Genomic DNA, 25,226 nt, shown 5'->3' with positions numbered 1-25,226 from the left:
TCTGATGGTCATGCAAACGCACGTAGTCGACCATCCGCTCGCGGCGGCCCTCTTGACGACAATGCGTGATGCACGCAGTGAGAACGCAACTTTTCGTTCCGCACTTCGCAGGCTCACGCACATGCTGGTCTACGAGGCCATGCGTGACGCGGAGGTCGAGGAGTTTCCGGTCGACACCCCGGTAGCAGCGACGACGGGCATCCGGCTCGCGAAGCCGCCGTTGTTGGTACCCGTGCTGCGGGCCGGTCTGGGCATGGTCGAACAGGCGAGTGCGCTGATTCCGTCGGCCGGCGTCGGCTTTGTCGGAATGGCACGTGACGAAGAGACTCATCAGCCGGTTCCGTACCTCGAATCCCTGCCTGCGGATCTGTCTGGTATCCCGGTGTTCGTGCTCGATCCGATGCTCGCCACCGGTGGCTCGATGGTGCACACCATCGACTTGCTGGTTGCGCGTGGCGCGACGGATGTCACGGCAGTGTGCGTCGTGGCCGCTCCGGCCGGCGTCGACGCGCTGGCAGCGTCCGGCCACCCGGTTCGTCTGGTCATCGCGAGCATCGATGACGGACTCGACGAGAACGCTTTCATCGTCCCCGGTCTCGGTGACGCCGGCGATCGGCAGTTCGGACCCCGCTAGAGCGAAAGGGCGAAGGTTCGGAGTTCCGCCAGCCGGGCCTTCGCCTGCTCTAGTGCGTTCGCGAGGTCGTCGCGGTTCGCCACTGGGACGACAACTTCGAGATAACACTTGAGCTTGGGCTCGGTTCCGGACGGTCGAACAACCACGCGGATCGACGGCCCGTCGAATATCACTGCGTCGGTGCGCATACCACCGCGAACCAGGGACAAGTCCTCGGTCGTGACCGGCTCACCCGCGAGTTGGCCAGGAGGATCGGCGCGTAGTCGTTTCATCATTTCGGCGATGTCGCTCAAATCCTCGACGCGGCGGGATACTTGGTCCCCGCGATGCAGTCCGAATTCGACGGCATAGTCGCCTAGAACGTCCAACAGGGTTCTGTTGCTGCCCGCGAGGGTGGCAGCCAAGTCGGCCACCAGAACGGCAGCTGAGATTCCGTCCTTGTCCCGCACCACATCCGGATCGACGCAGTGCCCGATCGCTTCCTCGTAGGCGTAGACGAGTCCGTCGCCGGCGCGCGTGAGCCACTTGAATCCGGTGAGTGTCTGCGCAAACCTGGCTCCGCGAGCTTTCGCCAACTTCGAGAGCAGAGTCGAGGAGACGATCGTCGTCGCCACCAACGAATCTCCGGGCGCCGTGTGCAGTACGTGGTCGGCCAGGAGCACCCCGGTTTCGTCGCCGCGCAACATGCGCCACTGATCACCGTCGCGAACTCCGACGGCGCAGCGGTCGGCATCCGGGTCGAGTGCGATCGCCAGATCCGCGTCGACACTTCGGGCAAGGGCGAGCAGGCGGTCTGCGGCGCCAGGCTCTTCGGGATTGGGGAACTCGACGGTCGGAAACGTGGGGTCGGGATCGAACTGCTCCGCCACGACGTGCAGATCGTCGAACCCTGCTGCTCGCAGAGCCGCTGTCGCAGTCTCCCCGCCGACGCCGTGCATTGCCGTGAGCGCAATCCGGATCGAGCGGGCGTCGCCGTGCGGGAGGGTCGCGATGCGGGCGATGTACTCCTCGACCAGAGAATCGTCGGCCGGAATCACCGATGCCCGGGCGACGTCGGCGGCACCACCGATGCGGGCGATCTCGCTCTCGATTTCACGATCGGCGGGGGAGACGAGTTGCGCTCCGCCCGAGAGATACACCTTGTAACCGTTGTCGGCGGCAGGATTGTGGGAGGCGGTGATCTGGATACCTGCCGCTGCCCCGAGCCTGCGCACCGCGAACGCCACCAGCGGTGTCGGCAGTGGGCGGGGGAGCAGGGTCACCTCGAACCCGGCCGCTGCCATGACCTCGGCGGCGGCGAGAGCAAATGCCTCTGAACCGAGCCGGGCGTCGCGGCCGACCACAACGCGGGACCCGCCCTGGCAGCGAGCTGTCAGCCAGGCCGCCAGACCGGCCGTGGTCCGGATGACGACCGCGAGGTTCATGCCGTTGGGCCCGCCGCGCACCGGCCCGCGAAGCCCAGCAGTGCCGAACGTCAGTGGTGCGGAAAAGCGTTCGGTCAGTTCATGTTCGGAAAGGGCTGCTAATTCTGCGCGGGTAACTGGGTCCGGATCGGCGTCGATCCACTCGGTGACGTTCAGTGGTGTCACAGCTGCTCGACCAGTTGACGCAGCAGCACTCCCATCCGGGCCGCCGAGGCTTTGCCTGCCGCCAGCACTTCCTGATGGTCGAGCGGGGCGCCCGTGATTCCGGCGGCCAGATTGGTGACCATGGAGATGCCGAGAACGCGGGCGCCGAGCGCGCGAGCCGCGATGGTCTCGTGAACCGTCGACATGCCGACCAGATCGGCGCCGAGTGTACGAAGCATTCGAATCTCGGCCGGAGTCTCGTAGTGCGGACCGGGAAGCCCGGCGTAAACACCCTCGGCAAGGTCCGGGTCGATCGAGCGAGCCAGCGCGCGCAGTTCCGGCGAATAGGCGTCGACCAGGTCGACGAACTCTGCGCCGACGAGGGGAGAGCGGGCCGTCAGGTTCAGGTGGTCACTGATCAGCACCGGTTGCCCCACTGCGTAGTCCTCGCGGATACCGCCGGCCGCATTGGTGAGGATGACCGTGTCGGCGCCGGCAGCAATGGCTGTCCGGACCGGGTGGACGACGGTACCGAGATCGTGGCCCTCGTATGCGTGCGCGCGCCCGAGCAGCAGCAGAACTTCGGTGTTTCCGACGCGCACCGAACGAATGGTGCCCGCGTGACCGAGCGCGGACGGTGGGGCGAAGCCAGGAAGATCCGCCATCGAGACTTCGGCTGTCACGTCCGCACCGGCGTCGCCGAACACGTCTGCGGCATCGGTCCACCCCGACCCGAGCACGATGGCGACTGACGGTGACGAAGAGCCAGTCATGGCGGACAGAGCAGCGGCGGCGGCCTCGGCGATCGTTCCCATGTGAGCAACCCTACTGAGGAGTCGGGTCGGTTCGCCGGGTGAGTTGGCGGGCGTTACTCTCCCATCCATGCCTTATCTCGAACGCGACGGCGACGTATTCATCCTGTACCTCGGCAACGAGGGCGAAACGGACAACGAGAACCGCTTCGGCCCTGAGTGGATCGACGCTGTTCACAGCAAGTTGGACGAGGTCGAAGCGCACGAGGGACCCGCAGCCCTGGTGACGACGGCGACGGGCAAGTTCTACACGAACGGCCTGGACACGACGTGGATCTTCGGCAATCTCGACGGTCTGCCCGGCTACCTGGACAAGGTCCACACCATCTACAGCCGTTTGCTGACCTTCCCGATGGCCACAGTCGCGGCCGTGCAGGGGCACGCGTTCGGCGCCGGCGCCATGCTCGCGTCCTCACACGATTTCCAGATCATGCGCGCGGACCGCGGCTTCTACTGCCTCCCCGAGGTCGGACTGAACATGCCGTTCACTGTCGGCATGTCAGCACTGTTGAACAGTCGTCTGCCCAAGCAGACGGCAGTCGACGCGATGACGACGGGGCGTCGATTCGGCGGCGCCGACGCGCTTGCTGCCGGCATCGTGCAGGAAACGGTCGACGGCGACGGAGTACTCGCCGCAGCAGTGACCAAGGCGTCGGCACTGACGTCGACTCACGGCAAGAACTTGGCGGGAATCAAGGCAGGCATCCACCGCGATGCGCTTGCGGACCTCGCTCAGGTGACTGACAAGAGCAACTTCTCCTTCGGGTGAGACAATGATCGCGTGAACCAGAATGTCGACAGCGCAGTCAGGTCCGTAGAGGCCGATCTGATTGCGCTGTCGCATTCGATTCACAGCGATCCGGAACTTGCCTTCGAGGAGTTCCGCAGCGCTGCCAAAGTGTCGGACCTGCTGGCGCAGCACGGTTTCGCGGTCACTCACGGGATCGTCGATCTGCCGACGGCATTCGATGCCACCTACGGCAGCGGAGAGTTGGTCATCGCGATCTGCGCCGAGTACGACGCGCTGCCCGAGATCGGTCATGCCTGTGGGCACAACATCATTGCCGCCGCCGCGGTCGGGGCCGGCATCGCGTTGGCTACCGTGGCCGACGAACTGGGGATCACCGTCCGAGTGATCGGTACTCCCGCGGAGGAAACCGGTGGCGGCAAAGTTCTGATGCTCGAGCGTGGTGCATTCGACGGCGTCGGCGCGGCCATGATGGTTCATCCAGGACCGATCGACATCATCGGTGCCACCTCGCTGGCCCTGGCGGACATCGCCGTCAGCTATCACGGTCGCGAAGCGCACGCCTCTGCTGCGCCGGAATTCGGTCGCAATGCCGCTGATGCAGCGACGCTCGCGCAGGTGGCGGTCGGACTGTTGCGCCAGCACCTCCAGCCAGGGCAACAGATTCACGGAATCGTCAGTGATGGCGGCACGGCTCCCAACATCGTTCCGGCTCGGTCCGAACTGCTGTACTACCTGCGTGCCGAGACGGCCGCGTCGTTGGCCAATCTGTCCGAGCGTGCCGACGCCTGCTTCGCCTCGGGCGCACTCGGCACCGGATGCACCCACGAAATCCGCACGGTATCGCCCACTTACACCGAGTTGACCCCCGATCCGTGGCTGGCGGCGGCGTACCGTGAACAGATCGTCGACCTCGGGCGGGTGCCACTGGCAGCGGAATGGGAGCGCTCCCGTCCACTGGGTAGTACGGATATGGGTAATGTGACCAATGTGATTCCGGGAATTCACCCGGTCATAGGCTTGGATTCATCGGGGGCAGTGACACATCAGCCGGAGTTCGCGGCCGCGTGTATCACCACCTCCGCAGATCGAGCGGTAGTCGACGGTGCAATTGCGTTGGCCCGCACTGCTGTCCGGGTAGCGTCCGATCCAGAACAACGCACCCGTCTGTTGGAAGGGGTAGATCGCCGGTGAACGCGGCAATCGACACGTGGATTCACGCGCACACCGACGACCTCGTCGCGTGGCGTCGACACATCCATGCCAACCCGGAGTTGGCTCGCCGCGAATACGCGACCACCGAATTCGTCGCGACCCGCCTCACCGCCGCTGGGCTGTCGCCGAAGATCCTTCCCGGTGGCACCGGGCTCACGTGCGACATCGGACCTGAGGGGCCGCGAATCGCACTTCGCGCCGACATGGACGCTTTGCCGATGCAGGAGGCGACCGGGGCGACGTACTCGTCCACGGTCCCCGGTGTGTCTCATGCATGCGGGCACGACGCCCACACCACCATCCTGCTCGGCGCCGGATTGGCTCTGGCCACGCTGCCCGAACTTCCCGTCGGGGTTCGGCTGATCTTCCAGCCCGCCGAGGAAGTCATGCCTGGTGGTGCACTCGACGTCATCGCTGCCGGCGCGCTCGACGGCGTGTCCAGAATCTTTGCTCTGCACTGCGATCCGCGACTCGAGGCAGGCCAGGTCGGAATGCGTCTTGGCGCGATCACCTCTGCTGCAGACACGATCGAGGTCGTTCTCGACTCTCCGGGTGGGCACACGTCGAGGCCGCACCTGACCACGGACCTCATCTACGCACTCGGCACAGTCGTGACCGGGCTGCCGGGAATGCTCAGCCGTCGTATCGATCCGCGTACCGGCACCGTGATGGTGTGGGGTGCGGTCAGTGCAGGTCAGGCGCCCAACGCGATTCCGCAGACCGGCATGATGACGGGCACGGTACGTACCGGCGATCACGACACGTGGGAGTTGCTCGAACCGCTCGTGGAAGAAATCGTCCACGGACTGCTCGCGCCCACCGGAGTTCGCTACCAACTCAACTATCGTCGCGGAGTGCCACCGGTCGTCAACGACGAGGTGTCCACTCGGATGTTCGAGGACGCCATCGCGACCGTCGGACAAGATGCTTTGGCGGACACCCCGCAATCCGGTGGTGGCGAAGACTTTTCGTGGTACCTCGAAACCGTGCCGGGTGCCATGGCGCGGCTCGGCGTGTGGTCGGGTGAAGGCGATCAGCTCGACATCCACCAACCCACTTTCGATCTCGACGAGCGTGCACTCGGCGTCGGTGTGAAGGTTCTGACGAGCCTGGTTCTGGGATAGTTCCGGTTCCCGTCGGGGGTACCGTTTTTCGTGTCGTTCGAGTGAAGGTACGGGCATGTCCATAGGTGTGGGAGTGCGAATCGGCACATTGGTGTCGACGGCTGTAGTTGCGTCCAACGATCCGGGTTCGGCCGATCCGGTGGTGTTGGTCAGGGACACGATTCTCAATCAACGCAAGGACGGAACGACCGTGCTCGGCGGTACCGAGCAATTGGGTGCCGGCCGTGAATTCTCGGAATCATGGTCAGGTTTTGTCGGCCGTGTGGGGGACCCGAGTGGCGTCTCCGGAACGGCCGATACCCGTTACCGCGCCGAGGATTTGGTGGCGACGTCGATTCGCTGCCTATTGCAGGAATGCGAGCCGCTGCCCGATCGTGGTGGTCAAAGTGGGGGAGCGCCCGACATCGTCGCGACCTACCCGTCGCGCTGGGACTCGTCCACAGCGGCCCTCATGCAGGATTCACTGGTCTATGCAGGCCTCGAGCGGGTCACTCTCGTCTCGGACGCCGAGGCGGTCTCGGCGTGGTTCGAGTCGGAAATCGCGGCACTCGCCGGCACGCTCATCGGCATCTATCACGTCGACGACACCGGGGCAGCGGTCACGCTGGTGCGTTCGGGCGTCGCCGCCGGCCGCGCATTCGGCTTCGCCGGCGACGGGAGTTCACCGAGTTCACGCCTCGCGACGGCACTGGGTGCGTTCGGTTGGATGCCGGAGAACCTGGACGCCGTAGTCGTCACCGGTGACGGAGAACCGGCGACAGACAAAGCAGCCATGATGTCCATAGCGGCCGGAATCGCCGAAAAGCTCGGTGTCAGATGTGAACTCGGGCCCGGACCGGAGCAGTCGGCCGCGCTGGGGGCCGCAATTCTGGCTGCCGGTTTCACCTCGACGTCGCACACGATCGTTCCGATCGGTTTGCCGCCTTCACACGACGTGACGGAGGTGTTCGACACTCTCGGACGTGAGAAGGTGGCGGCTGAAACTGCAACCGGGGTGGCAACAGTCGAGCCGGAAACTGCAGTTGCCGCAGGCGAATCGGAGTCACGCGGTTCCAAGCGTGTGCTCATCGGCCTGACGATTGTGGTGGTACTCGCAGCACTTGCAGTGCTCGCGTATTTCCTGCTGCTTTGAGCAGGACAGCTATCTAATCGGTAACACCGTTACCCGGACCCACGTTGCGGCTGTTTCTCGTCCGCAACTCTCGCACGTACTCGGCCGGCGCTCCGGCAATCTCGGCGGCGTCGGCCATCACGCCGATGTAGCGGGCCGACGGCAGCCCGCCTTCGTACGCATCCATGACGTAGAGCCAAGCGAGCACCGCATCGCCTGCGGTGTCGACCCGCACGCGGATCTTGCGGTGCAGACCGAGTTCGGCACCTTCCCAGCGGTCCAGACTCACTTCGTCCTCTTCCGGGACGTCGTAGAGGACCACGAAAACACTGGAATCGGGGTCTTCGACCACGGTGGCGAGAGCCCCCTCCCAGCCGAGGTCCTCGCCGCTGAAGGTCAGGCGCCAGCCTCGCAGCCACCCTGTCCCGGACATGGGCGAGTGTGGGCAGCGCAACAACATCTGCTCGGGATGCATGTTGGAACCGTAGGCGGCATAAATCGACACGGGCGCAAGCCTAAACCGTGGTCCGAGGGTGTGGCGAAGCGGACCACCGGACGCAAGTAATCTGGTACAAGCACTGCGCGACACGTGGTGCTCGAATAGCGTGACACTGGTCGACGGGAGACCCCTGCCGGCCACGCGAGGACTTGGAGGACACATGACCCGGATCGTGATCATCGGTGGCGGACCCGCCGGCTACGAGGCGGCACTGGTAGCCGCGCAGCACGGGGCCACGGTCACCCTGGTCGATTCGGACGGCGTCGGCGGCGCGTGTGTGCTGTTCGACTGTGTCCCGTCGAAGACGTTCATCGCGTCCACCGGAATCCGCACCGACATGCGTCGTGCATCCGACCTCGGCATCACTCTGGATCCGGAGCAGGCTTCGGTGTCACTGCCGAAGATCCACTCCCGAGTCAAGAGTCTCGCGTTGTCCCAGTCCTCGGACATTCGCGCACGGTTGCAGACGGTCGGCGTCGAGGTTCTCTCCGGCACCGCCGAACTGACCGATCCGCTCCTCGGTATGGCAGCACACCAGGTTCGCGCGACGCTCGGAAGCGGCGAGCAGAAGACCATCGACGCAGACGTCGTGTTGATCGCCACCGGCGCCAGCCCCCGCATCATCCCGGGAGCCGAGCCCGACGGTGAGCGAATCATGACGTGGCGTCAGCTCTACGACTTGGACGAGCTGCCCGAGCACCTGGTCGTGGTCGGTTCCGGTGTCACCGGTGCCGAGTTCGTCTCCGCCTACACCGAGATGGGCGTCAAGGTCACACTCGTGTCCAGTCGTGACCGTGTTCTGCCCGGCGAGGATGCCGATGCGGCGCTCGTGCTCGAGGACGCCCTCGCCGAGCGCGGTGTCACCCTCGTCAAGCACGCCCGCGCAGACGCCGTCGAGCGCACCGAGAAGGGCATCATCGTCAAGCTCTCCGACGGCCGCACGGTCGAAGGAAGCCACGCTCTGATGACCGTCGGTTCCGTCCCCAACACCAACGGTCTCGGCCTGGAGCGCGTCGGCATCGAGTTGGACAAGGGTGGATACCTGCGTGTCGACCGGGTCTCGCGCACCACGGTTTCCGGTATCTACGCCGCCGGTGACTGCACCGGACTGCTCCCGCTCGCGTCGGTGGCTGCGATGCAGGGACGTATCGCGATGTACCACGCACTCGGTGAAGGCGTCAGCCCGATCAAGTTGAAGACCGTCGCATCGGCCGTCTTCACGCGCCCCGAAATTGCAACGGTGGGTGTTTCGCAGGCCGCGATCGACAACGGAGAGGTGCCTGCTCGCACCGTCATGTTGCCGCTCAACACCAACCCGCGCGCCAAGATGTCCGGTTTGCGCCGCGGCTTCGTGAAAATCTTCTGCCGCCCGGCTACCGGCGTGGTCATCGGCGGTGTTGTGGTCGCGCCCACCGCTTCGGAACTCATCCTGCCGATTGCGATCGCCGTGCAGAACAACCTGACGGTCAACGACCTGGCTCAGACGTTCTCGGTGTACCCGTCGCTGACCGGATCGATCACCGAGGCAGCTCGTCAGCTCATGCGTCACGACGACCTGGACTGAGAACGGACCAGAGTCTTCTTACAATGTGAGAAGTCTGTTTCACATACTGAAGTATTGGTGAGATAGTCGAGATGCCGACCGAATCAAGGGTCGGTATCTCGGCGCTCTCCCGCCCCGTTGACCCAGGACGGCTCAGGGTGTTTTCCTCTGACCTTCATTCTGCGTGCCTGGGAGCTTCACATGACACACGCCGCGCTGTCCGCTCGTATGGACGGACTCCGTAGTTCTGCAATTCGCGATCTGCTCACCTTGACTGCCCGACCCGACGTCATCAGCTTGGCCGGCGGACTACCCGATCCTGATTTCATTCCGCGGGAACGAATCTCGAAGGCAGCCCACGACGCACTCGGTGACCCCTCGTCCGTTCAATACGGCGAGACGTCAGGCCTGCGGCGCCTCCGTGAGGTGATTGCCGAGCGCGAATCCTCCAAGATCGGGCGGGCACTCGACGTGTCCGAAGTTGTGATCACACACGGTTCTCAGCAAGGTTTGAGCCTGCTCGCGCAGGTCCTCCTCGACGCCGGTGACGTTGTGGTCGTGGAGGAACCGGCATATACCGGTGCGCTGCAGGTCTTTCGGACGGCGCAGGCTCGTCTCGTTCCCGTCCAGTTGGACGAGGACGGAATGGACACCGACGCGCTCGAGGCGAAACTCGCCGCCGGTCTTCGGCCCAAAGTTGTGCACACCGTGAGCAATTTCCACAACCCGCGGGGCGCGGTGCTTTCGGCGCAGCGGCGAGCGCACTTGGCGGCGCTGGCGGACCGATACGGGTTCTGGGTTCTCGAGGACGACCCGTACGGCGAACTGTACTTCGGCGAGAAACCGCCCGCACCGCTGGCGGCGTTGTCGGACAGGGTGATTCGGCTGTCCAGTGCTTCCAAAGTGTTGGCACCGGCGCTGCGCGTCGGCTGGCTGCACGGCGACCGAAAGGTCTGCGAGGCGGTCGAACTGATCAAGCAAGGCGCTGACCTGTGCGGGTCTTCGCTCACCCAGCAGATCGCCGCAGACCTCTTCTCCGACGTCGAATGGTTCGAAACGCACCTCGACAAGCTCCGGGAGGGTTACGGCGCCAGAGCGAAGGCGTTGGTCACGGCCGCCGAGACGGAATTGAGTGGGCGTGCACGCTTTTCCGAGGTCCGCGGCGGGATGTTCTGTTGGATGGATTTCGTCGACGACGTCGACACCACCGAACTCCTGGGTGCCGCGCTCGAGCACGGCGTGGCATTTGTCCCAGGTTCGGCCTTCGCGGTCGAAGCTGACCTCGGTCGAAGCGCTCGACTGTGTTTCGCGACGTATCCCGAAGCCGTGCTGGTCGATGCCGTCGGCAGGCTCCGGAAGAGTGTTACCGCAGGTACAGCCTGACCTTGTCGATAGTGTTGCGGAGCAGATCGATCTCCGTGCTCGATGGTGGGGTGGTGATGGTGACGTGCTCGGCGACGGCGAGGTCCCATCCCGTCGACTCTCGGACTTGATCGACCGAGATTCCCTCGTGGACGCTGGTCAACTCCAATTCGCCGCCGGGGCCCTGGTGTGTCAGGACGCCGAGGTTGGTGAATACCTTGGTCACTCCTGCACCTGCCGGCATGATGCCCTTACCGCTGGCGTGGGCGCGGGCGGGGCTGGGTGAGGTGCAGAAGTCGAGCTCGGCCGGAAAGGAACTGAGATCGTGGCGACGCATCACGACGAAGATCTCGGCGGCGTTCGCGATGATCTCGACGGCCCCGCCCGCTCCGGGCAGTCTGACCGTCGGGTTCTTCCAGTCACCGATGAAACTTGTGTTCAGACTGCCCGTTCGATCGATTTGAGCGGCCCCGAGAAATCCGACGTCGACGTTGCCACCTTGCAGGACGTAACCGAAGAGCGCGGCCATGCTCAGCACGGATTCGGCACCGGAGACAACCACGGAGTCCGCGATACCCTCGGCCATTGCCGACGGATGTGCACCGCACACTCCGGATTCGTAGATCAGCTCGACGTCCGGATTCGACGTGTGCCGCGCGAGATCGACTGCGAGCGTGGGTAGCCCAACTCCGGCGAAGACCCGGCGCTTACCCGCCAATTCGCGTGCCGCGACGGCGACGATCGTTTCGGTGGAGGTGGTGTTACCGGTGTCGATCGTGGTGGTCATAGTCTGCTCCCGTAGTCGACTGGTGTGGAGAGTTTTGGTCCGACCTCGAGATCCGACCAGTAGTCGGCTCCGAGTTTGGCGAGATACTCGCCGTGACTGTCGAGTGCGTACACCCATTCGTCGAGCCAATTTCTCAGCCGTGAAGGGTCTTTGGAGATTTCGGTCCAGCGTCGGTAGAAGCCGCAATCGCGGTCGTAGTATCCCTGCGCGTACGACGGGTGTGCGCCGCGCGGGCAGACGACAACCGCGTCGACTGCATGCGAGGGAATCAGAGTTCGGCTCGGGTCTGACCTGATGACCTCGTCGTCGACCAGTTCTTCGACAACGACGATTGCCTTCTTCGCGGCGTACACGGCCTCTTGCTGCACCCCGGCGATGCCCCAGATCTGCGCGTTCCCGGACGAGTCCGCTCGCTGTGCGCCGATGATCGTGACATCCGGATTCAATGGCGGCACAACGTAGACGCTCCCGCCGCCGTACGGGTCCTCGACGAGTCTCAGTTGTGGGTTGAGTGCGGGTAGATCACTACCGGCGTACGACCGTAGCGGGAAGAAGGGAAGCCTGGCGGCTCCCGCCTGATACCGGCACACCATGCCGTAATGGCTGTATTCCTCGACTTCGAGGGGGAGCGGGTCCTGGTTCTCGATGCGTCTGCGTAACTCGTACAGAGAACCTGCGGAGCCGCTGGCGAAGAACGAAGCGACCAGCTTTCGGACGCAGCCGGCGGCGACGAGTTGATCGGAAACGATGTCCGGCGTCATCCGGCACAGCGTGAGGTCCTTCCTGCCCTGCCGGATGATCTCGTGTGCCGCGGCAAATGGAATGAGATGCGAAAAGCCCTCCAACGCAACAGTCATTCCGTCGCCGACGTATCGACCGATGGCCTCTTTCATCGAGAGCGTCTTGTCCACGTGTGTACCTCTTCTTACGTTCTCGCGCACTTGGTCGGTTTCGGAAACTTGACATGGTCGGCCGGTGTGGCGCAACAATGTCGGGTGGAAATTCATCAGATCAACGCATTTCTCGCGGTGGCTGAGGAGCTACATTTCGGCCGTGCGGCTCAGCGCCTTCGGATTGCGCAACCGCCGCTGAGTCGAACGATCAGGCAATTCGAGAAACAGCTCGGTTCGCCGTTGTTCGATCGAAGTACTCGAACTGTGCGGTTGACTGCTGCCGGTGAAGCACTGCTGCTTCCGGCGCGCGAAATTCTGGACGCGTGCCGGATGGCCGAGATCGCGGTATCCGCGGCAGGCCAGGGAACGACAGGTCGCGTTCGCCTGGGCTTCGCGGGAACCTCGTCGCACCTACTCGTCGGGCGGTGGGCGAAATTGGTGAGAAAGACGAATCCCGGTATCGAATTTGTGCTCGACAGTTCCGCTTTCGCGAACGAGGCGTTGTTGATGTTGCTCGATCGACGCCTCGACATCGGGATGGTCCGGTGGACCGTCCCGCCGCTCGGGATCACGTCGAGATTGATCGCCGAGGAGAACTTTCTGGTTGCCATGTCGAAAGACCATCCGTTGGCGTCGAGGGAATCGGTTCGGTTGATCGAATTGGAGTCCGAGAATTGGGTGACGCTTCCGGCGGAGCCGGGTTCGATTCTGCGGGAGTCTCTGCTCACTGCATCGAAGAACGCAGGGTTCCTGGCTCGAATCGTGCAGACGGCACCGGATTCGATGTCGTTGATCGCGCTGGTGTCCGCGGAAATCGGATGCTCGTTGACTATTTCGTCGGTGGCCCAAAGCATCGTGAACCCTGATGTTGTCTTTGTTCCCGTCATGGATCCACCTCCTCCCCTTCAACTGCGTATCGCCTGGCGAGATGGAGACGACAGACCTGCTCTTCTCGAAGTGTTGAAATTGTCCGAGCAGGCGCTGCCGTCCCTGGCTTAGACGGTTGCCCGACCGGTAGGAATTTCACCCGCTTCGGACTTCGGCGAGTTTGCAGTATCGGCAAGAGCGTTCTCGAGTTCGAGCTCGTCGTAATCCGCTTGCTCGGCCGTCGAGAGTTCGCTTGCGTTGTAGCCGGTACGTCGGAGCAAGAGAAGGGTGCAGATCAGCGAGACAAGTGCGTACAGTCCGGACACGATCGCGACCCCGACGATGTTGCCTGACGTGTTGAGCATCCACTGCGCCAGTACCGGAGTTCCGCCGCCGACGACAAGGGAACACAGTTGATACGCCGTCGACAGACCCGTGTAACGGATGTTCGCAGGGAAGGCGCGAGCGAGAACGCCGGCGATGGCGCCGTAGAACATCGAGTGCGGGATCGTGGCGAGACACATCGCAACGACTGCGATGGTGAAGTTCCCGGTTCTGATGGCAAAGAACATCGCGGGCATGAGAACGAACTCCGGTATCACCATCAGGCACATGGCCTTCCGCATGTCTATCTTGGAAACCAGAACGGCCCCGAACGGTTGGACGATGAACTGCACGACAAGTGCGATCGCGATAGCGGCGAGGAATGTGCCGCGGTCGTATCCGAGTTCTTTTGTAGCCCAGGACAATGCGAAGGTGTTCTTGAAATAGGTGACCTGGGCGAGGGGGAGTGCGCCGGCGCCGAGGAGAACCAGCACCCAGTGCTTGCGCAATACTTCGGCGAGCGGAAGTTTGACGACCTTCTTGCGGGCGAGAACGGCCTTCATCTCGTCGGACTCTTCGAGTTTCAGGCGAATGATCATGCCGAGGATGACCAGGCCTGCCGAAACGAGAAAAGGGATTCGCCAGCCGTAGGGAAGGAATGACGGCGTCGGCATCGAGGACAGCAGGAAGAATGCGATGGTAGCCAACAGATTTCCCGCGGGCGAGCCCTGCTGAGCGAACGCGGAGTAGAGGATGCTCTTGCCCTTCGGTGCGTTCTCGCTGGCGATGAGTACCGCGCCACCCCACTCACCACCGACCGCAATTCCTTGGATCACGCGAAGGGTGACCAGACCGATCGGGGCCCACATGCCGACCTGCGCGTAGGTGGGGAGGAGTCCGATCCCGACAGTGGCGACGCCCATCATCATCAAGGTGATGACCAGGGTGTTCTTGCGCCCGATCCGGTCGCCGAGATGGCCGAAGATGATCCCGCCGATCGGCCTGGCGAGGAAGCCTGCCCACAGGGTGATGAAGGCGAGGAGCGTGCCGACTCCGTTCGGCAGTGTGTCGGAGAAGAAGATCTCGCCGAATACCAGGGCAGCCGCGGTGCCGTAGATATAGAAGTCGTACCACTCGATGGTGGTTCCGATGAATGAAGCGATACCGGCTCTTCGTGCCTTGGCGTTGATCTCCTCGGAACTGCGAGTGGGTGAACTCATGCGTGGCGACCTTTCTCTGCAACATTCGCGGCGCCGAAACGTGGCGCGCCTGAATGAGATTCGCAGAGTGGTGTAGGTCACGTCCAATACCAACTTGGTCGCCTATTGATACCTCAGGAGTATCAATAGGCGACCATGATCAGCTCTTCCGGTATGGAAGGATCGGGGTGATTACTCGGACCAGTTGTACGTCCGCTCGACGGCCTTGTTCCACTCCGCGTACAGCCGTGACCTTTCGGACTCGTCCATCGCCGGTTCCCAGGTTTGGCCGACGGCCCAGTTGTTGCGGATGTCTTCGGTGTCGGCCCAGTAACCGATGGCGAGGCCCGCTGCATACGCAGCGCCGAGTGCTGTCGTTTCGTTGACCACCGGGCGGATGACGGGAACTCCGAGGATGTCCGACTGGAACTGCATCAGGGTTTCGTTGACCACCATGCCGCCGTCGACCTTCAGCGCGGACAGTTCGACTCCCGAATCCGCACGCATGGCGTCGATGACCTCACGGGTTTGGTATGCCGTCGCCTCGAGCGCCGCGCGAGCCAGGTGTCCCTTGTTGACGAACCGCGTCAGGCCGACGATGACACCCCGTGCATCCGGTCGCCACCGGGGTGCGAACAGTCCGGAGAACGCGGGTACGAAGTAGGCGCCGCCGTTGTCGTCGACACTTGCGGCGAGTGGCTCGATGTCCTTGGCGTTCTGAATGATTCCGAGATTGTCCCGAAGCCACTGGACCAAGGAACCGGTCACCGCGACGGAACCTTCGAGTGCGTAGACGGCGGGGGCTTCGCCGAGTTTGTAGCAGACGGTCGTCAGCAGTCCGTGCTTGCTGTGCACCGGCTTCGTTCCGGTGTTGAGAAGCATGAAATTGCCGGTGCCGTAGGTGTTCTTGGCTTCACCCTCGGAGAGGCAGGCCTGGCCGAATGTGGCTGCCTGCTGGTCACCGAGGATTCCGGCGACCGGCACACCGGCGAGATTGCCGCGAGGACGGCCGGTGCCGTAGACCTCGGACGAACTACGGATTTCCGGGAGCATCGACATCGGGATTCCGAAGTCCGCGCAGATCGATTCGTCCCACTGAAGGGTCTCGAGATCCATCAGCATCGTGCGTGACGCATTGGTGACATCTGTCACGTGAACACCGTCGGTCAGGTTCCATACGATCCACGTGTCGACGGTGCCGAAGCACAATTCTCCGGCCTCCGCTTTGGCTCTCGCGCCGTCCACGTTGTCGAGAATCCACCGGATCTTCGGCCCGGCGAAGTAGGTCGAGAGCGGCAGCCCGGTCTTGTCTCGGTACTTGTCCGGACCCTCGTCGCCGCCCAGTTCGACACACAGTTGATCCGTGCGCGTGTCCTGCCACACGATCGCGTTGTAGATCGGCTTGCCCGTCGAACGCTCCCAAACGACGGTCGTCTCACGCTGATTCGTGATTCCGACGGCCGCGATGTCGGCCCGCGTGAGGTCGACCTTCGCGAGAGCGCCGGCCACCACCTCCCGGGTGTTGATCCACAGCGCAACCGGGTCGTGCTCGACCCAACCGGCACGCGGGAAAATCTGCTCGTGTTCTTTCTGCGCAACGCTCACCACGGCGCCGTCGTGATCGAAGATCATGCAGCGGCTCGACGTCGTGCCTTGGTCGATGGCGGCGATGTATTGATTCACTGTGCTCCTATGTTCGGGCGCGTTCGCAGTTATCCGTGCGCTGTCGCAGTATGTGGATCAAGCTACTAGCCTGTAAACGGATTCGTCGTCGACTTACAGGAGACCGGGTTGAGTAAGCAGCAAGGTGCGCAGTTTCTCGGCCCGCAGCAGCGTGAAGCTGCTTGGGAACAGCTTCAGACCGAGCAATTCGACGTCGTCGTTGTCGGCGGCGGTGTTGTCGGTGTCGGAGCTGCGCTCGATGCGGCCACCCGCGGACTCAAGGTTGCGTTGGTCGAGGCCCGTGACTACGCATCCGGCACGTCCAGTCGCTCGTCGAAGATGTTCCACGGCGGTCTCCGCTATCTAGAGCAACTCGAATTCGGCCTCGTTCGTGAAGCATTGCGTGAGCGCGAACTCTCGCTGACCACGCTCGCTCCGCACCTGGTCAAGCCGCTGAAGTTCCTGTTCCCTCTGGCTCACCGAGTGTGGGAGCGCCCGTACATGGCGGCGGGAATCTTCCTCTACGACCGAATGGGCGGCGCAAAGTCGGTCCCCTCCCAGAAGCACTTGACGCGGGCGGGCGCGCTACGCATGTCGCCGAGCCTCAAGCGCAGTTCGCTGACTGGTGGCATCCAGTACTACGACACCGTCGTCGACGACGCTCGGCACACCATGACCGTCGCACGGACCGCTGCACACTACGGCGCGGTCGTCCGAACGTCGACGCAGGTCGTCGGCTTTCTGCGGGAAGCGGATCGGGTCTCGGGAGTTCGTGTTCGGGACTGCGAAGACGGCCGTACCGCCGAGGTCAAGGGTCACGTCGTCATCAATGCGACCGGTGTCTGGACGGACGAGATCCAAGCGCTCTCACGTCAGCGCGGACGGTTCCGGGTGCGAGCGTCGAAGGGCGTACACATCGTCGTCCCGCGCGATCGCATCGTCAGTGAAGCCGCCATCATCCTGCGTACCGAGAAGTCGGTGCTGTTCGTCATTCCGTGGGGCAGTCACTGGATCATCGGCACCACTGATACCGACTGGAACCTGGATCTCGCACATCCGGCGGCAACCAAAGCAGATATCGACTACATCCTCGGCCACGTGAACTCCGTCCTGGTCACGCCGTTGACGCACGCCGACATCGACGGTGTGTACGCCGGCCTGCGCCCGCTGCTTGCCGGTGAAAGCGACGAGACGTCGAAGCTCTCGCGCGAGCACGCCGTTGCCCGTGTGGCTCCAGGTCTGGTCGCCATCGCCGGCGGAAAGTACACGACGTATCGGGTCATGGCGGAAGACGCCGTCGACGTCGCAGCAGAAGACATTCCGGCGCGGGTTGCGTCGTCGATCACGGAGAAGGTGCCGCTCGTCGGCGCCGACGGATACTTCGCGTTGATCAACCAGACCGTGCAACTGGGCGAGCAGTACGGCTTGCATCCGTATCGCGTCAAGCACCTGCTCGACCGCTACGGTTCGCTCATCACCGAGGTCCTCGAACTCGGCCGGCAGACACCGGAGTTGTTGCAGCCCATCACGGACGCGCCCGATTACCTTCAGGTCGAAGCTGTGTACGCCGCCGCGGCCGAGGGGGCACTGCACCTCGACGACATTCTGGCCCGCCGTACGCGTATCGCAATCGAATATCCGCATCGTGGTGTCAACTGCGCACAGCAGGTCGCCGGATTGGTTGCCCCGATTCTCGGTTGGGATGCCGCCACCGTCGAACGCGAAGTCGACACGTACCGAGCGCGTGTCGAAGCCGAAATCGAGTCTCAGACCCAGCCGGACGACGAGTCGGCGGACGCATTGCGCGCCGCAGCGCCGGAGTCGCGGGCCGAGATCCTCGAGCCCGTCGTCGTGGTGCCGGATCGGGTCTGAGTCGCCTGTCGTTTGTTCTCGGTCTGTCGCGGGTAGGCGGATGGCGAATCACCACCCGTGTCAGCACAGACCGGTCGAGCGTCACCCAGGAGGATCTCAATGTTCGGTAATCGGTCGCGATCTGCTGAGGAACACATAGCTACCGGCTATCTGGTCACTCACCTGTGCGGGGCGATGGTGGGGCTGCAACTCTCGCGGTCACTCTCGGACTCGTACGGCGTCTGGGCCGACGGTGAGCTGGATTCGTTGCCGGGCGAGCTCGAGTACGAGATCGAGCAGCTGCTGCAACTGATCGAGGACACCCAGGGCATTTCTCTGCCGCGGTACTCCAAGATCGACGCGACAGTCAATCGGATCAGACGTCTCGTCCATGTCGACGCCATCTGGCGTAATCGCCTCGTGAAGTTGGCAACGCTCGAGATCATGCGGACCGCGCTGTGCGGCAAGAGTGCGATGTGGGAGGTCCTGCGAGACATTCCGGCCGGGGAGACCGAGGAGCAGTACCGCGAACTCAACGACCTGGTGTCCAAGCAGATCACCACGGTCACGGCGCTGCATCACCGCGCAGCTACGGAGGCTTTTCAGGGGACGGACGGGCGGGAATCGGCGAGCGGCGGCGACCCCATCAGGTCGAGTAAGTAAGGTTTGTACCGTTCGATGAAGAATTCGATGAACGGTAGACCCCGAGGTGTATGGAGATGGCTGAGCGCGACCAAGCACTGACAGAACCCAAGGCAGTGTTCGCGGCGTTGGCGGAGATCCTCTACTCCGCGGCAGACAGCGCCGAGGTGTACTCCGCGATCTGTTCGGCGGCTGTCGAGTTGATTCCCGGTTGCGACCACGCAAGTCTGATGCTGCGACGTGGAAACACCAACGTCACCGTAGCGGCGAGCGACGAGATCGCCGATTATGCAGACGATCTCGAGCGTGCCACCGGTGAGGGGCCGTGCATCGACGCCCTCGATACGGAGGCGCCGCAACTCGAGTCGGACCTTCGCACCCCGAATCAGTGGCCCGAGTTCGCTCGGAAAGTAGTGGCAGAGACACCCATTCGCGGATCGATGGGGTTCCGGCTGATGGTCGATCGTCAGAAGTTCGGTGCCCTCAACCTCTTCTCGGACACTCCGGGGGCTTTCACCGAAACCGTTGCCGACCACGCGATCATGTTGGCGTCATTTGCATCCGTGGCCGTCACTGCGCTGACGCGAGGCGAGGATGCCGACTCGCTGCGACGTGGTCTGGCAAGCAGCCGCGAAATCGGTCAGGCCGTCGGTCTGCTGATGGCACTGCATCGTGTGTCCGACGACGAGGCCTTCGACATTCTGGTGCGAACCTCACAAAACATGAACGTCAAGATCGCCGAATTGGCGCGCAAGGTCATCGTCCAGCATCGTTCGACTCTGGACTGAGCGCTTCGTTCGTCCCGGGAGAACCGAGGAGTTGAGATCGCTTGCGATCCACCGTCTCTCGAAGAGCTGTCACCACCGCTGCGACCTCCGGGCGTCGCAAGGATTCCGAACGGGCCACCAACCAATAGGAAAGTCTCACCTCGATGTGAGCCGGTAGAACGCGAATCAAATCGTCGTGCTGCTCGGCCATGAAACAGGGGAGAAGGCCGATGCCGGCACCCGCGCGCGTTGCCTCGATGTGGACGAACACGTTGGTGGACGTGACGGCCTCGGGCATGGAAACTGTGAGCTTGCGAGCCAGATCGAGTTCGTCGACCTGCAGCATCGAGTCGATGAAGTACACGAGCGAGTGATCGGCCAGATCTGCGGCACTCTCGGGAACAGCATTCTGACGTAGATAGTCTCGGGACGCGTACAAACCCAGCGCGTAGTCGGCCAGATGGACTGCTTCGGCGCGGTGAACCTGAGGCTTGCCGACCACAACCTCGATGTCGAGGCCCGAGCGTATCTGCGACGCCTTTCTGGTTGCGACAACAATCTCGACGCTGACGCGGGGATGGCGTCTGCGAACCGCGGCGCCGGCGGGCGCCGCGATGTATGCGCTGAATCCGTCGGTCGCCGAGACTCGCACGACGCCGTCGAGTTGCTGCTGACCGGTGGAGTCGAGCGCCAGTTCGTTCACCGCGGCCTCGATGCGCTCGGCCGCGCTGAGGGCTTGTCTGCCCAGGTCGGTCAGCTCCCAGCCGCCGGACGAGCGAACCAGGACACGGCCGCCGAGACACTTCTCGAGCGAGGAAATGCGGCGCGAGATGGTGGTGTGATTGAGGCCGAGGTCGTCGGCGGCGGTGTTGAAGCGACCGGTGCGACCGACCGCGAGAAGCACTAGTAGGTCGTCCGGGCTCAGTCCGAGAGTCATATCTGCATTTTTGCACCTATATGGTGCGAGATTTGTCATTGTCGTGCCATCAATCTGCACTGATACTCATCGAGTCACAAAAAATGTGCGAGCGGTCACATTCCTGATCGTGAAGAGCAGGCGAATCGCGAACTGAAGACGAGGGAGTCCACGATGAGCGTCGACAACATGCCGAAACCTGAGAGCCAAGCCCCACCATCGGGGCTGAAGAAGGTGGTCGGCGCCTCGATGGCGGGCACCGTGGTCGAGTGGTACGAGTTCTTTCTGTACGGCACGGCGGCCACGCTGGTCTTCAGCAAGGTCTTCTTCCCCGGCGGCGGCAACGAGCTGGATGCGATCATCGCGGCTTTCATCACCTACGCCGTCGGATTCGCCGCCCGGCCACTCGGCGGAATCGTCTTCGGATACTTCGGAGACAAATTCGGCCGAAAGCAGTTGCTGCAGTTCAGTTTGCTGTTGGTCGGCGCCGCAACGTTCTTGATGGGCTGCCTGCCTACCTACGGTCAGATCGGCTACTGGGCGCCGGCAATGCTGGTCACGCTGCGCTTCATCCAAGGATTCGCGGTCGGCGGCGAATGGGGTGGGGCGGTACTCCTGGTCGCCGAGCACAGCCCGAATCGATCGCGCGGATTCTGGTCGTCGTGGCCTCAGGCCGGCGTGCCGATGGGCAACCTGGTGGCGACGGTCGTGCTGTTGATCCTGACGTCGACGCTCTCGGACGAATCCTTCATGAGTTGGGGCTGGCGCGTTGCCTTCTGGCTCTCCGCGGTGATCGTTCTGGTCGGGTACTACGTTCGGACCAAGGTCACCGATGCTCCCATTTTCATTGCGGCGCAGAAGGAAGCAGAACTGGTCAAGGCAACCTCGTACAGCGTTTTCGAGGTCGTCAAGCGTTACCCGCGCGGAGTGTTGACCGCGATGGGCCTGCGTTTCGCCGAAAACGTCATGTACTACCTCGTGGTGACCTTCTCGATCACTTACCTCAAGGTCGTCGTTCATGCGGACACGGCGCACATCCTCTGGTGGATGCTGATGGCACATGCCGTGCACTTCGCAGTGATTCCGTTGGTAGGCAAACTGTCCGACACGATCGGTCGACGCCCGGTGTACATGATCGGCGCCGTCACCGCCGGAACGTGGGGATTCTTCGCCTTCCCGATGATGAACAGCGGGCACAATGCAGTCATCTTGTCGGCAATCATCATCGGGCTCGTGTTCCACGCGTTCATGTACGCAGGCCAACCCGCGATCATGGCCGAGATGTTCCCGACTCGGATGCGCTACTCCGGTGTCTCCCTGGGTTATCAGGTCACGTCCATCGTGGCGGGTTCACTGGCTCCGATCATCGCGACCGGATTGCTGAGCAAGTTCGACTCCTCGGTCCCCATCGCGATCTATCTCCTGCTGGCATCCCTGGTCACCATCGTCGCAGTCGTTTTCGCGCGGGAGACCAAGGGAATCTCGCTCGAGTCCGTCGACGCCGCTGACGCCCGTGTTCTCGCCGACGAGCGGGCCGGTGTGTCTGTATGACGCTGACCGGAAAGTCTGCTCTGGTCACCGGTGGTGCCAGCGGGATCGGCGAGGCGTGTGCTCGACTCCTCGCCGCCCGCGGCGCGCACGTGACCGTCGCCGATCTCGACGACGTCGCCGCGAAGTCGCTGGCCGAGGAGATCGACGGCACGGCGTGGGCCGTCGATCTCCTCGACACCGACCAACTCGTGGATCTGTCACTCGAGACGGACATACTCGTCAACAACGCCGGCATTCAACGGGTCAGTCCTATCGAGGATTTCGACGTCGAGGACTTCCGGAAGATTCAGCGCCTCATGGTCGAAGCGCCATTCCTCCTCGCTCGGGCCGCCCTGCCGTACATGTACCGCAACAGTTTCGGTCGCATCGTGAACATTTCCTCGGTCCACGGGCTCCGCGCTTCGGCATTCAAGAGTGCATACGTCACGGCTAAGCACGGACTCGAAGGACTGTCGAAAGTTGTTGCGCTCGAAGGCGCCTCACACGGTGTCACCAGCAACTGCGTCAATCCGGGCTATGTCCTGACGCCACTGGTGCGATCCCAGATCTCCGACCAGGCAAAGGTTCACGGAATCAGTGAATCCGAGGTTGTCGAAAAGGTGATGCTCACCGAGAGCGCAATCAAACGGATGGTCGAGCCTGCGGAGGTGGCATCGCTGGTGGGCTGGTTGGCATCGACCGATGCGTCGATGGTGACGGGGGCGTCGTACACCATCGACGGAGGGTGGAGCGCCAGCTAGACCACGCGAGCTGCTGGGTTTTTCACGCTTCGGGGATCTCGATTCCGAACTTCTCGCGAGTGATGACCTCGGGTTCGGGACCACCGCGAACTCCGGTGTCGAGTGCGTCGATTGCGGAGAGTTCTTCGGCGGTGAGTTCGAAGTCGAACACGTCGAAGTTCTCCGCAATGCGTGAGGGAGTCACCGACTTGGGGATCACCTGGCGGCCCTGCTGGAGGTGCCAGCGGAGCATCACCTGTGCGGGAGACTTGCCGTGAGAGGAAGCGATAGCACCGATGGTGGCGTCCTCGAGGGTTGAGCCGTGAGAGCCGTCGCGATAGAACGTGATTCCGCCGATCGGTGACCATGCCTGAGACAGAATGCCGTGATCGGCGTCGGCCTCGAGCAAGGTCGACTGCCTGAAGTATGGATGGACCTCGATCTGGTTGACCGCCGGCACTACGGACGTTGCGTCCAATAGTCGGGTGAGGTGATCCGGCATGAAGTTACTGACTCCGATGGCACGAACCTTGCCGTCTGCGAGAAGTGTTTCCAGGGCCTTGTATGCGTCGATGGTGCGCTCGAACTCGCTCGGCAACGCCTGGTGAAGGATGAGGAGGTCAAGTTGCTCGACTCCGAGTTTGCCTGCGCTCTTGTCGAAGGCGTGCAAGGTCTCGTCGTATCCGTAGTCGGTGATCCAGACTTTCGTTTCGACGAAGATCTCACCGCGATCGAGACCGGATCGCCGGATCGCCTCGCCGACACCCTTCTCGTTGCCGTAGGCCGCAGCCGTATCGATATGGCGATAACCCACCGAAAGCGCGGACTCGACTGCGGCGACAGTTTCGTCCGGCGGGGTCTGGTAGACGCCGAAGCCCAGCGCGGGGATGTCGACGCCGTTGTTCAGTTTCAGGCTCGGGATGCTCATGTCGTCCACGGTAGCGGCGGCCACTGGTTCGGTGGGAGTGACTGCTCAGCCGGGTAACGGCAGTACCTCCCTCAACCGGCAGTACTTCAGCTCGGTTGGCAGGTGCCGCCAATGGGTAAAGCCTGCGCTCGTTCGCCTACCCAGCGGCCGATGTCGCTGAGCATCGCAGTACCGTCGGCGAAAGTGCCCGAGTCCGGCTTGGCTGCGATGGCGACAGCGAGTTGTCCGGTGCCGCTGCTGATGATCCCGAATTGGCGGACCAGATAGCCGCCGTCGTCGTCAGGCCCCCACCCACCCTTGAATCGAGCGGTTGGGATCACTCCCAGGCCCCAATGTTGGTCGGGGCTGATGCTGCCCATGAGCCCGAAGACTTCGATGGCGTCGCTCCGGCATGGCAGGGTGGCGGCGAATTGCGCTTGGACGGCAAGTGGCCATTGTGTTTGACCGAACGAGCTGAATTCTGGTCGTAGCGTGCGTGATTCCACGGTGGTGGACATATCGCCGGAGGCCACGAGGACTGACTCGACCTTCGCTGCGGCAGTGGTCGGATCGCCGAGGCCTCGCCACAGTTCTTCGGCTGATTCGTTGTCGGAGGTGGTGATCGCCTGCTCGACCGTGGTGAGTTGTGTGTTGTCGGTTTCGTGGAGGGCTGCGATGGACAGTGGGACTTTGATGGTGGACCAGGCGACTCCGTTCTGCCACTCGCCGGCAACGAGTGACTGACCGCCGCCGACGGGCACGAGTGCGATACCCACGGCGCCGCCGAGGGTGTTGCCCAGAGCCTCGAATCCGGCGAGCGGGCCGACACCGTTGCCCGGGGCGGCAGGAGTCTCTGTCGGCTCCGGTGGAACGACGACGATCTCGGTGATCGTCTCGACCTTCTCCGACGGCTCGTCTCGCGTCGGAATCGTGCAGCCCGCGAGGGCTGCTGCAGAAGCAGTGGCGAGTGCAACCGCCAGGAGTCGTCGGCGCGTCCCGCTACGAGCCTCGACGCACTGCTCAATAGACATAGACCACCGCGTTGTTTCCGCCGGTACACGTGACGACTTTGTTGCCGGCGCAGTTCATCGAGTACCGAGTTCCCGTGACCGGACTGACCGCGCTGATGGAGACCGGGCCGCCGCGTCGGCCCTGGCTCACGTACTGGTAGCGCACTTCTTCGGCGAACTCACAAGACGTCACGCTGGTGCCGACGGCGGACGTTGTGAATTCGTTGTTCGATAACACCGATCCACAACGCGCTGCGCTGGCAGGGACCGACTCGTTGGGCGCGGGTGTGACGACGCCGTTTTGCGGCGCGGCCGCGGGTGAGGTGATCACCACGGTTTCCGTGCGTGCGGTGTTCTCGTCGGAATTGTCGTTCAAGACAAGAGGGAGAACCCATACGTAGACCACGACGGCGACGAGTGCGACTGTGACAACTCCCAGTAAGACCCACAGCCATGCATACGATTTCGGCGGGCGGGGAGGCATCGGCGAATATCCAGTGCCTTGACCGTATGGG

Annotated in this window: 23 protein-coding genes and 1 pseudogene; 13 read left to right on the top strand and 11 right to left on the bottom strand. The window is 63.1% G+C overall.

What is annotated here, in order from left to right:
- Nucleotides 1-10: 10 nt before the first annotated feature.
- Nucleotides 11-634, top strand: a complete 624-nt coding sequence (upp, locus tag AC1Q61_RS27635; protein ID WP_007727319.1) for a uracil phosphoribosyltransferase — start codon at nt 11-13, stop codon at nt 632-634.
- Here the strand turns inward: upp and AC1Q61_RS27630 are convergent.
- Nucleotides 631-2,223, bottom strand: a complete 1,593-nt coding sequence (locus AC1Q61_RS27630) for a phospho-sugar mutase (RefSeq protein ID WP_042951363.1) — start codon at nt 2,221-2,223, stop codon at nt 631-633. The genes upp and AC1Q61_RS27630 overlap by 4 nt on opposite strands.
- Entirely contained in the window at nt 2,220-3,017 is a 798-nt protein-coding gene (locus AC1Q61_RS27625) for a purine-nucleoside phosphorylase (protein ID WP_007727315.1), read from the bottom strand. The genes AC1Q61_RS27630 and AC1Q61_RS27625 overlap by 4 nt, the downstream gene beginning before the upstream one ends.
- Before the next feature lie 67 nt (nt 3,018-3,084).
- Here AC1Q61_RS27625 and AC1Q61_RS27620 point away from each other — a divergent pair, with 67 nt between their 5' ends.
- From AC1Q61_RS27620 to AC1Q61_RS27605, 4 genes are read left to right on the top strand one after another with little or no spacing between them, the layout of a single operon-like run.
- Entirely contained in the window at nt 3,085-3,783 is a 699-nt protein-coding gene (locus AC1Q61_RS27620; protein ID WP_019747702.1) for an enoyl-CoA hydratase-related protein, read from the top strand.
- Between the two features lie 12 nt (nt 3,784-3,795).
- Entirely contained in the window at nt 3,796-4,956 is a 1,161-nt protein-coding gene (locus AC1Q61_RS27615) for a M20 family metallopeptidase (RefSeq protein WP_020969164.1), read from the top strand.
- The gene (locus tag AC1Q61_RS27610) at nt 4,953-6,101 is read left to right on the top strand and encodes a M20 family metallopeptidase (protein ID WP_003940741.1); all 1,149 of its coding nucleotides are present in this window, start codon (nt 4,953-4,955) and stop codon (nt 6,099-6,101) included. The genes AC1Q61_RS27615 and AC1Q61_RS27610 overlap by 4 nt, the downstream gene beginning before the upstream one ends.
- A gap of 55 nt (nt 6,102-6,156) precedes the next feature.
- Entirely contained in the window at nt 6,157-7,233 is a 1,077-nt protein-coding gene (locus tag AC1Q61_RS27605) for a hypothetical protein (protein ID WP_492651323.1), read from the top strand.
- Nucleotides 7,234-7,246: 13 nt separating this feature from the next.
- Here AC1Q61_RS27605 and AC1Q61_RS27600 read toward each other — a convergent pair whose 3' ends face one another.
- On the bottom strand, nt 7,247-7,717 hold the full coding sequence (locus tag AC1Q61_RS27600) for a gamma-glutamylcyclotransferase family protein (RefSeq protein WP_003940753.1): 471 nt from the start codon (nt 7,715-7,717) through the stop codon (nt 7,247-7,249).
- A 154-nt stretch (nt 7,718-7,871) separates the two neighbouring features.
- Here AC1Q61_RS27600 and AC1Q61_RS27595 point away from each other — a divergent pair, with 154 nt between their 5' ends.
- Both AC1Q61_RS27595 and AC1Q61_RS27590 read left to right on the top strand, forming a co-directional pair.
- A complete protein-coding gene (locus AC1Q61_RS27595) occupies nt 7,872-9,275 on the top strand; it encodes an NAD(P)H-quinone dehydrogenase (RefSeq protein WP_020969166.1) in 1,404 nt (467 codons plus the stop codon).
- Nucleotides 9,276-9,455: 180 nt separating this feature from the next.
- Nucleotides 9,456-10,637 carry an aminotransferase-like domain-containing protein gene (locus AC1Q61_RS27590; RefSeq protein WP_019747706.1) on the top strand — a complete coding sequence of 394 codons (1,182 nt, stop codon included), beginning with the start codon at nt 9,456-9,458 and terminating at the stop codon, nt 10,635-10,637.
- On the opposite strand, the gene AC1Q61_RS27585 is transcribed toward AC1Q61_RS27590, so the two are convergent.
- Both AC1Q61_RS27585 and AC1Q61_RS27580 read right to left on the bottom strand, forming a co-directional pair.
- Entirely contained in the window at nt 10,618-11,403 is a 786-nt protein-coding gene (locus tag AC1Q61_RS27585; protein ID WP_211917052.1) for a CoA-transferase subunit beta, read from the bottom strand. The two genes, AC1Q61_RS27590 and AC1Q61_RS27585, sit on opposite strands and share 20 nt — an antisense overlap.
- A complete protein-coding gene (locus AC1Q61_RS27580) occupies nt 11,400-12,314 on the bottom strand; it encodes a CoA transferase subunit A (protein ID WP_019747708.1) in 915 nt (304 codons plus the stop codon). Before AC1Q61_RS27580 ends, AC1Q61_RS27585 begins: the two co-directional genes overlap by 4 nt.
- 84 nt (nt 12,315-12,398) lie before the next feature.
- Between AC1Q61_RS27580 and AC1Q61_RS27575 the strand changes: the two genes are divergently transcribed.
- Nucleotides 12,399-13,295, top strand: a complete 897-nt coding sequence (locus AC1Q61_RS27575) for a LysR substrate-binding domain-containing protein (protein ID WP_020907047.1) — start codon at nt 12,399-12,401, stop codon at nt 13,293-13,295.
- Here AC1Q61_RS27575 and AC1Q61_RS27570 read toward each other — a convergent pair.
- Together AC1Q61_RS27570 and glpK are read right to left on the bottom strand one after the other, a co-directional pair.
- Nucleotides 13,292-14,707, bottom strand: a complete 1,416-nt coding sequence (locus AC1Q61_RS27570; RefSeq protein WP_492651322.1) for an MFS transporter — start codon at nt 14,705-14,707, stop codon at nt 13,292-13,294. The two genes, AC1Q61_RS27575 and AC1Q61_RS27570, sit on opposite strands and share 4 nt — an antisense overlap.
- 171 nt (nt 14,708-14,878) lie before the next feature.
- A complete protein-coding gene (gene glpK, locus AC1Q61_RS27565; protein ID WP_019747711.1) occupies nt 14,879-16,369 on the bottom strand; it encodes a glycerol kinase GlpK in 1,491 nt (496 codons plus the stop codon).
- A 108-nt stretch (nt 16,370-16,477) separates the two neighbouring features.
- Between glpK and AC1Q61_RS27560 the strand changes: the two genes are divergently transcribed.
- The 3 genes from AC1Q61_RS27560 (at nt 16,478) to AC1Q61_RS27550 (ending at nt 19,629) form a co-directional block, all read left to right on the top strand.
- Entirely contained in the window at nt 16,478-18,220 is a 1,743-nt protein-coding gene (locus AC1Q61_RS27560; RefSeq protein WP_047890264.1) for a glycerol-3-phosphate dehydrogenase/oxidase, read from the top strand.
- 99 nt (nt 18,221-18,319) lie between these two features.
- A complete protein-coding gene (locus AC1Q61_RS27555; RefSeq protein ID WP_019747713.1) occupies nt 18,320-18,862 on the top strand; it encodes a hypothetical protein in 543 nt (180 codons plus the stop codon).
- A 50-nt stretch (nt 18,863-18,912) separates the two neighbouring features.
- The gene (locus AC1Q61_RS27550) at nt 18,913-19,629 is read left to right on the top strand and encodes a GAF and ANTAR domain-containing protein (RefSeq protein ID WP_019747714.1); all 717 of its coding nucleotides are present in this window, start codon (nt 18,913-18,915) and stop codon (nt 19,627-19,629) included.
- On the opposite strand, the gene AC1Q61_RS27545 is transcribed toward AC1Q61_RS27550, so the two are convergent.
- The gene (locus tag AC1Q61_RS27545) at nt 19,598-20,545 is read right to left on the bottom strand and encodes a LysR family transcriptional regulator (RefSeq protein ID WP_172933442.1); all 948 of its coding nucleotides are present in this window, start codon (nt 20,543-20,545) and stop codon (nt 19,598-19,600) included. The two genes, AC1Q61_RS27550 and AC1Q61_RS27545, sit on opposite strands and share 32 nt — an antisense overlap.
- A 153-nt stretch (nt 20,546-20,698) precedes the next feature.
- Between AC1Q61_RS27545 and AC1Q61_RS27540 the strand changes: the two genes are divergently transcribed.
- Both AC1Q61_RS27540 and AC1Q61_RS27535 read left to right on the top strand, forming a co-directional pair.
- On the top strand, nt 20,699-22,075 hold the full coding sequence (locus AC1Q61_RS27540) for an MFS transporter (protein WP_041815787.1): 1,377 nt from the start codon (nt 20,699-20,701) through the stop codon (nt 22,073-22,075).
- Nucleotides 22,072-22,815, top strand: coding sequence for a 3-hydroxybutyrate dehydrogenase (locus AC1Q61_RS27535; RefSeq protein WP_060938853.1), 744 nt, complete (start codon nt 22,072-22,074; stop codon nt 22,813-22,815). The genes AC1Q61_RS27540 and AC1Q61_RS27535 overlap by 4 nt, the downstream gene beginning before the upstream one ends.
- A gap of 22 nt (nt 22,816-22,837) precedes the next feature.
- Here the strand turns inward: AC1Q61_RS27535 and AC1Q61_RS27530 are convergent, their stop codons facing one another.
- From AC1Q61_RS27530 to AC1Q61_RS27520, 3 genes and pseudogenes are all read right to left on the bottom strand, one after another.
- Nucleotides 22,838-23,722, bottom strand: coding sequence for an aldo/keto reductase (locus AC1Q61_RS27530; RefSeq protein ID WP_029537905.1), 885 nt, complete (start codon nt 23,720-23,722; stop codon nt 22,838-22,840).
- A gap of 86 nt (nt 23,723-23,808) precedes the next feature.
- Nucleotides 23,809-24,732 (bottom strand): hypothetical protein, encoded by a 924-nt coding sequence (locus AC1Q61_RS27525; protein ID WP_020969176.1) that lies wholly within the window; start codon nt 24,730-24,732, stop codon nt 23,809-23,811.
- Nucleotides 24,722-25,226 (bottom strand): annotated as a pseudogene (locus AC1Q61_RS27520) (hypothetical protein); the annotation flags it as partial. The pseudogene AC1Q61_RS27520 and the gene AC1Q61_RS27525, both read right to left, overlap by 11 nt.

The sequence above is a fragment of the Rhodococcus sp. MPR-R1B genome, assembly GCF_058793255.1.
The sequence above is the reverse complement of the archived record's forward strand: the minus strand, read 5'-3'. Positions and strand labels throughout refer to the sequence as shown.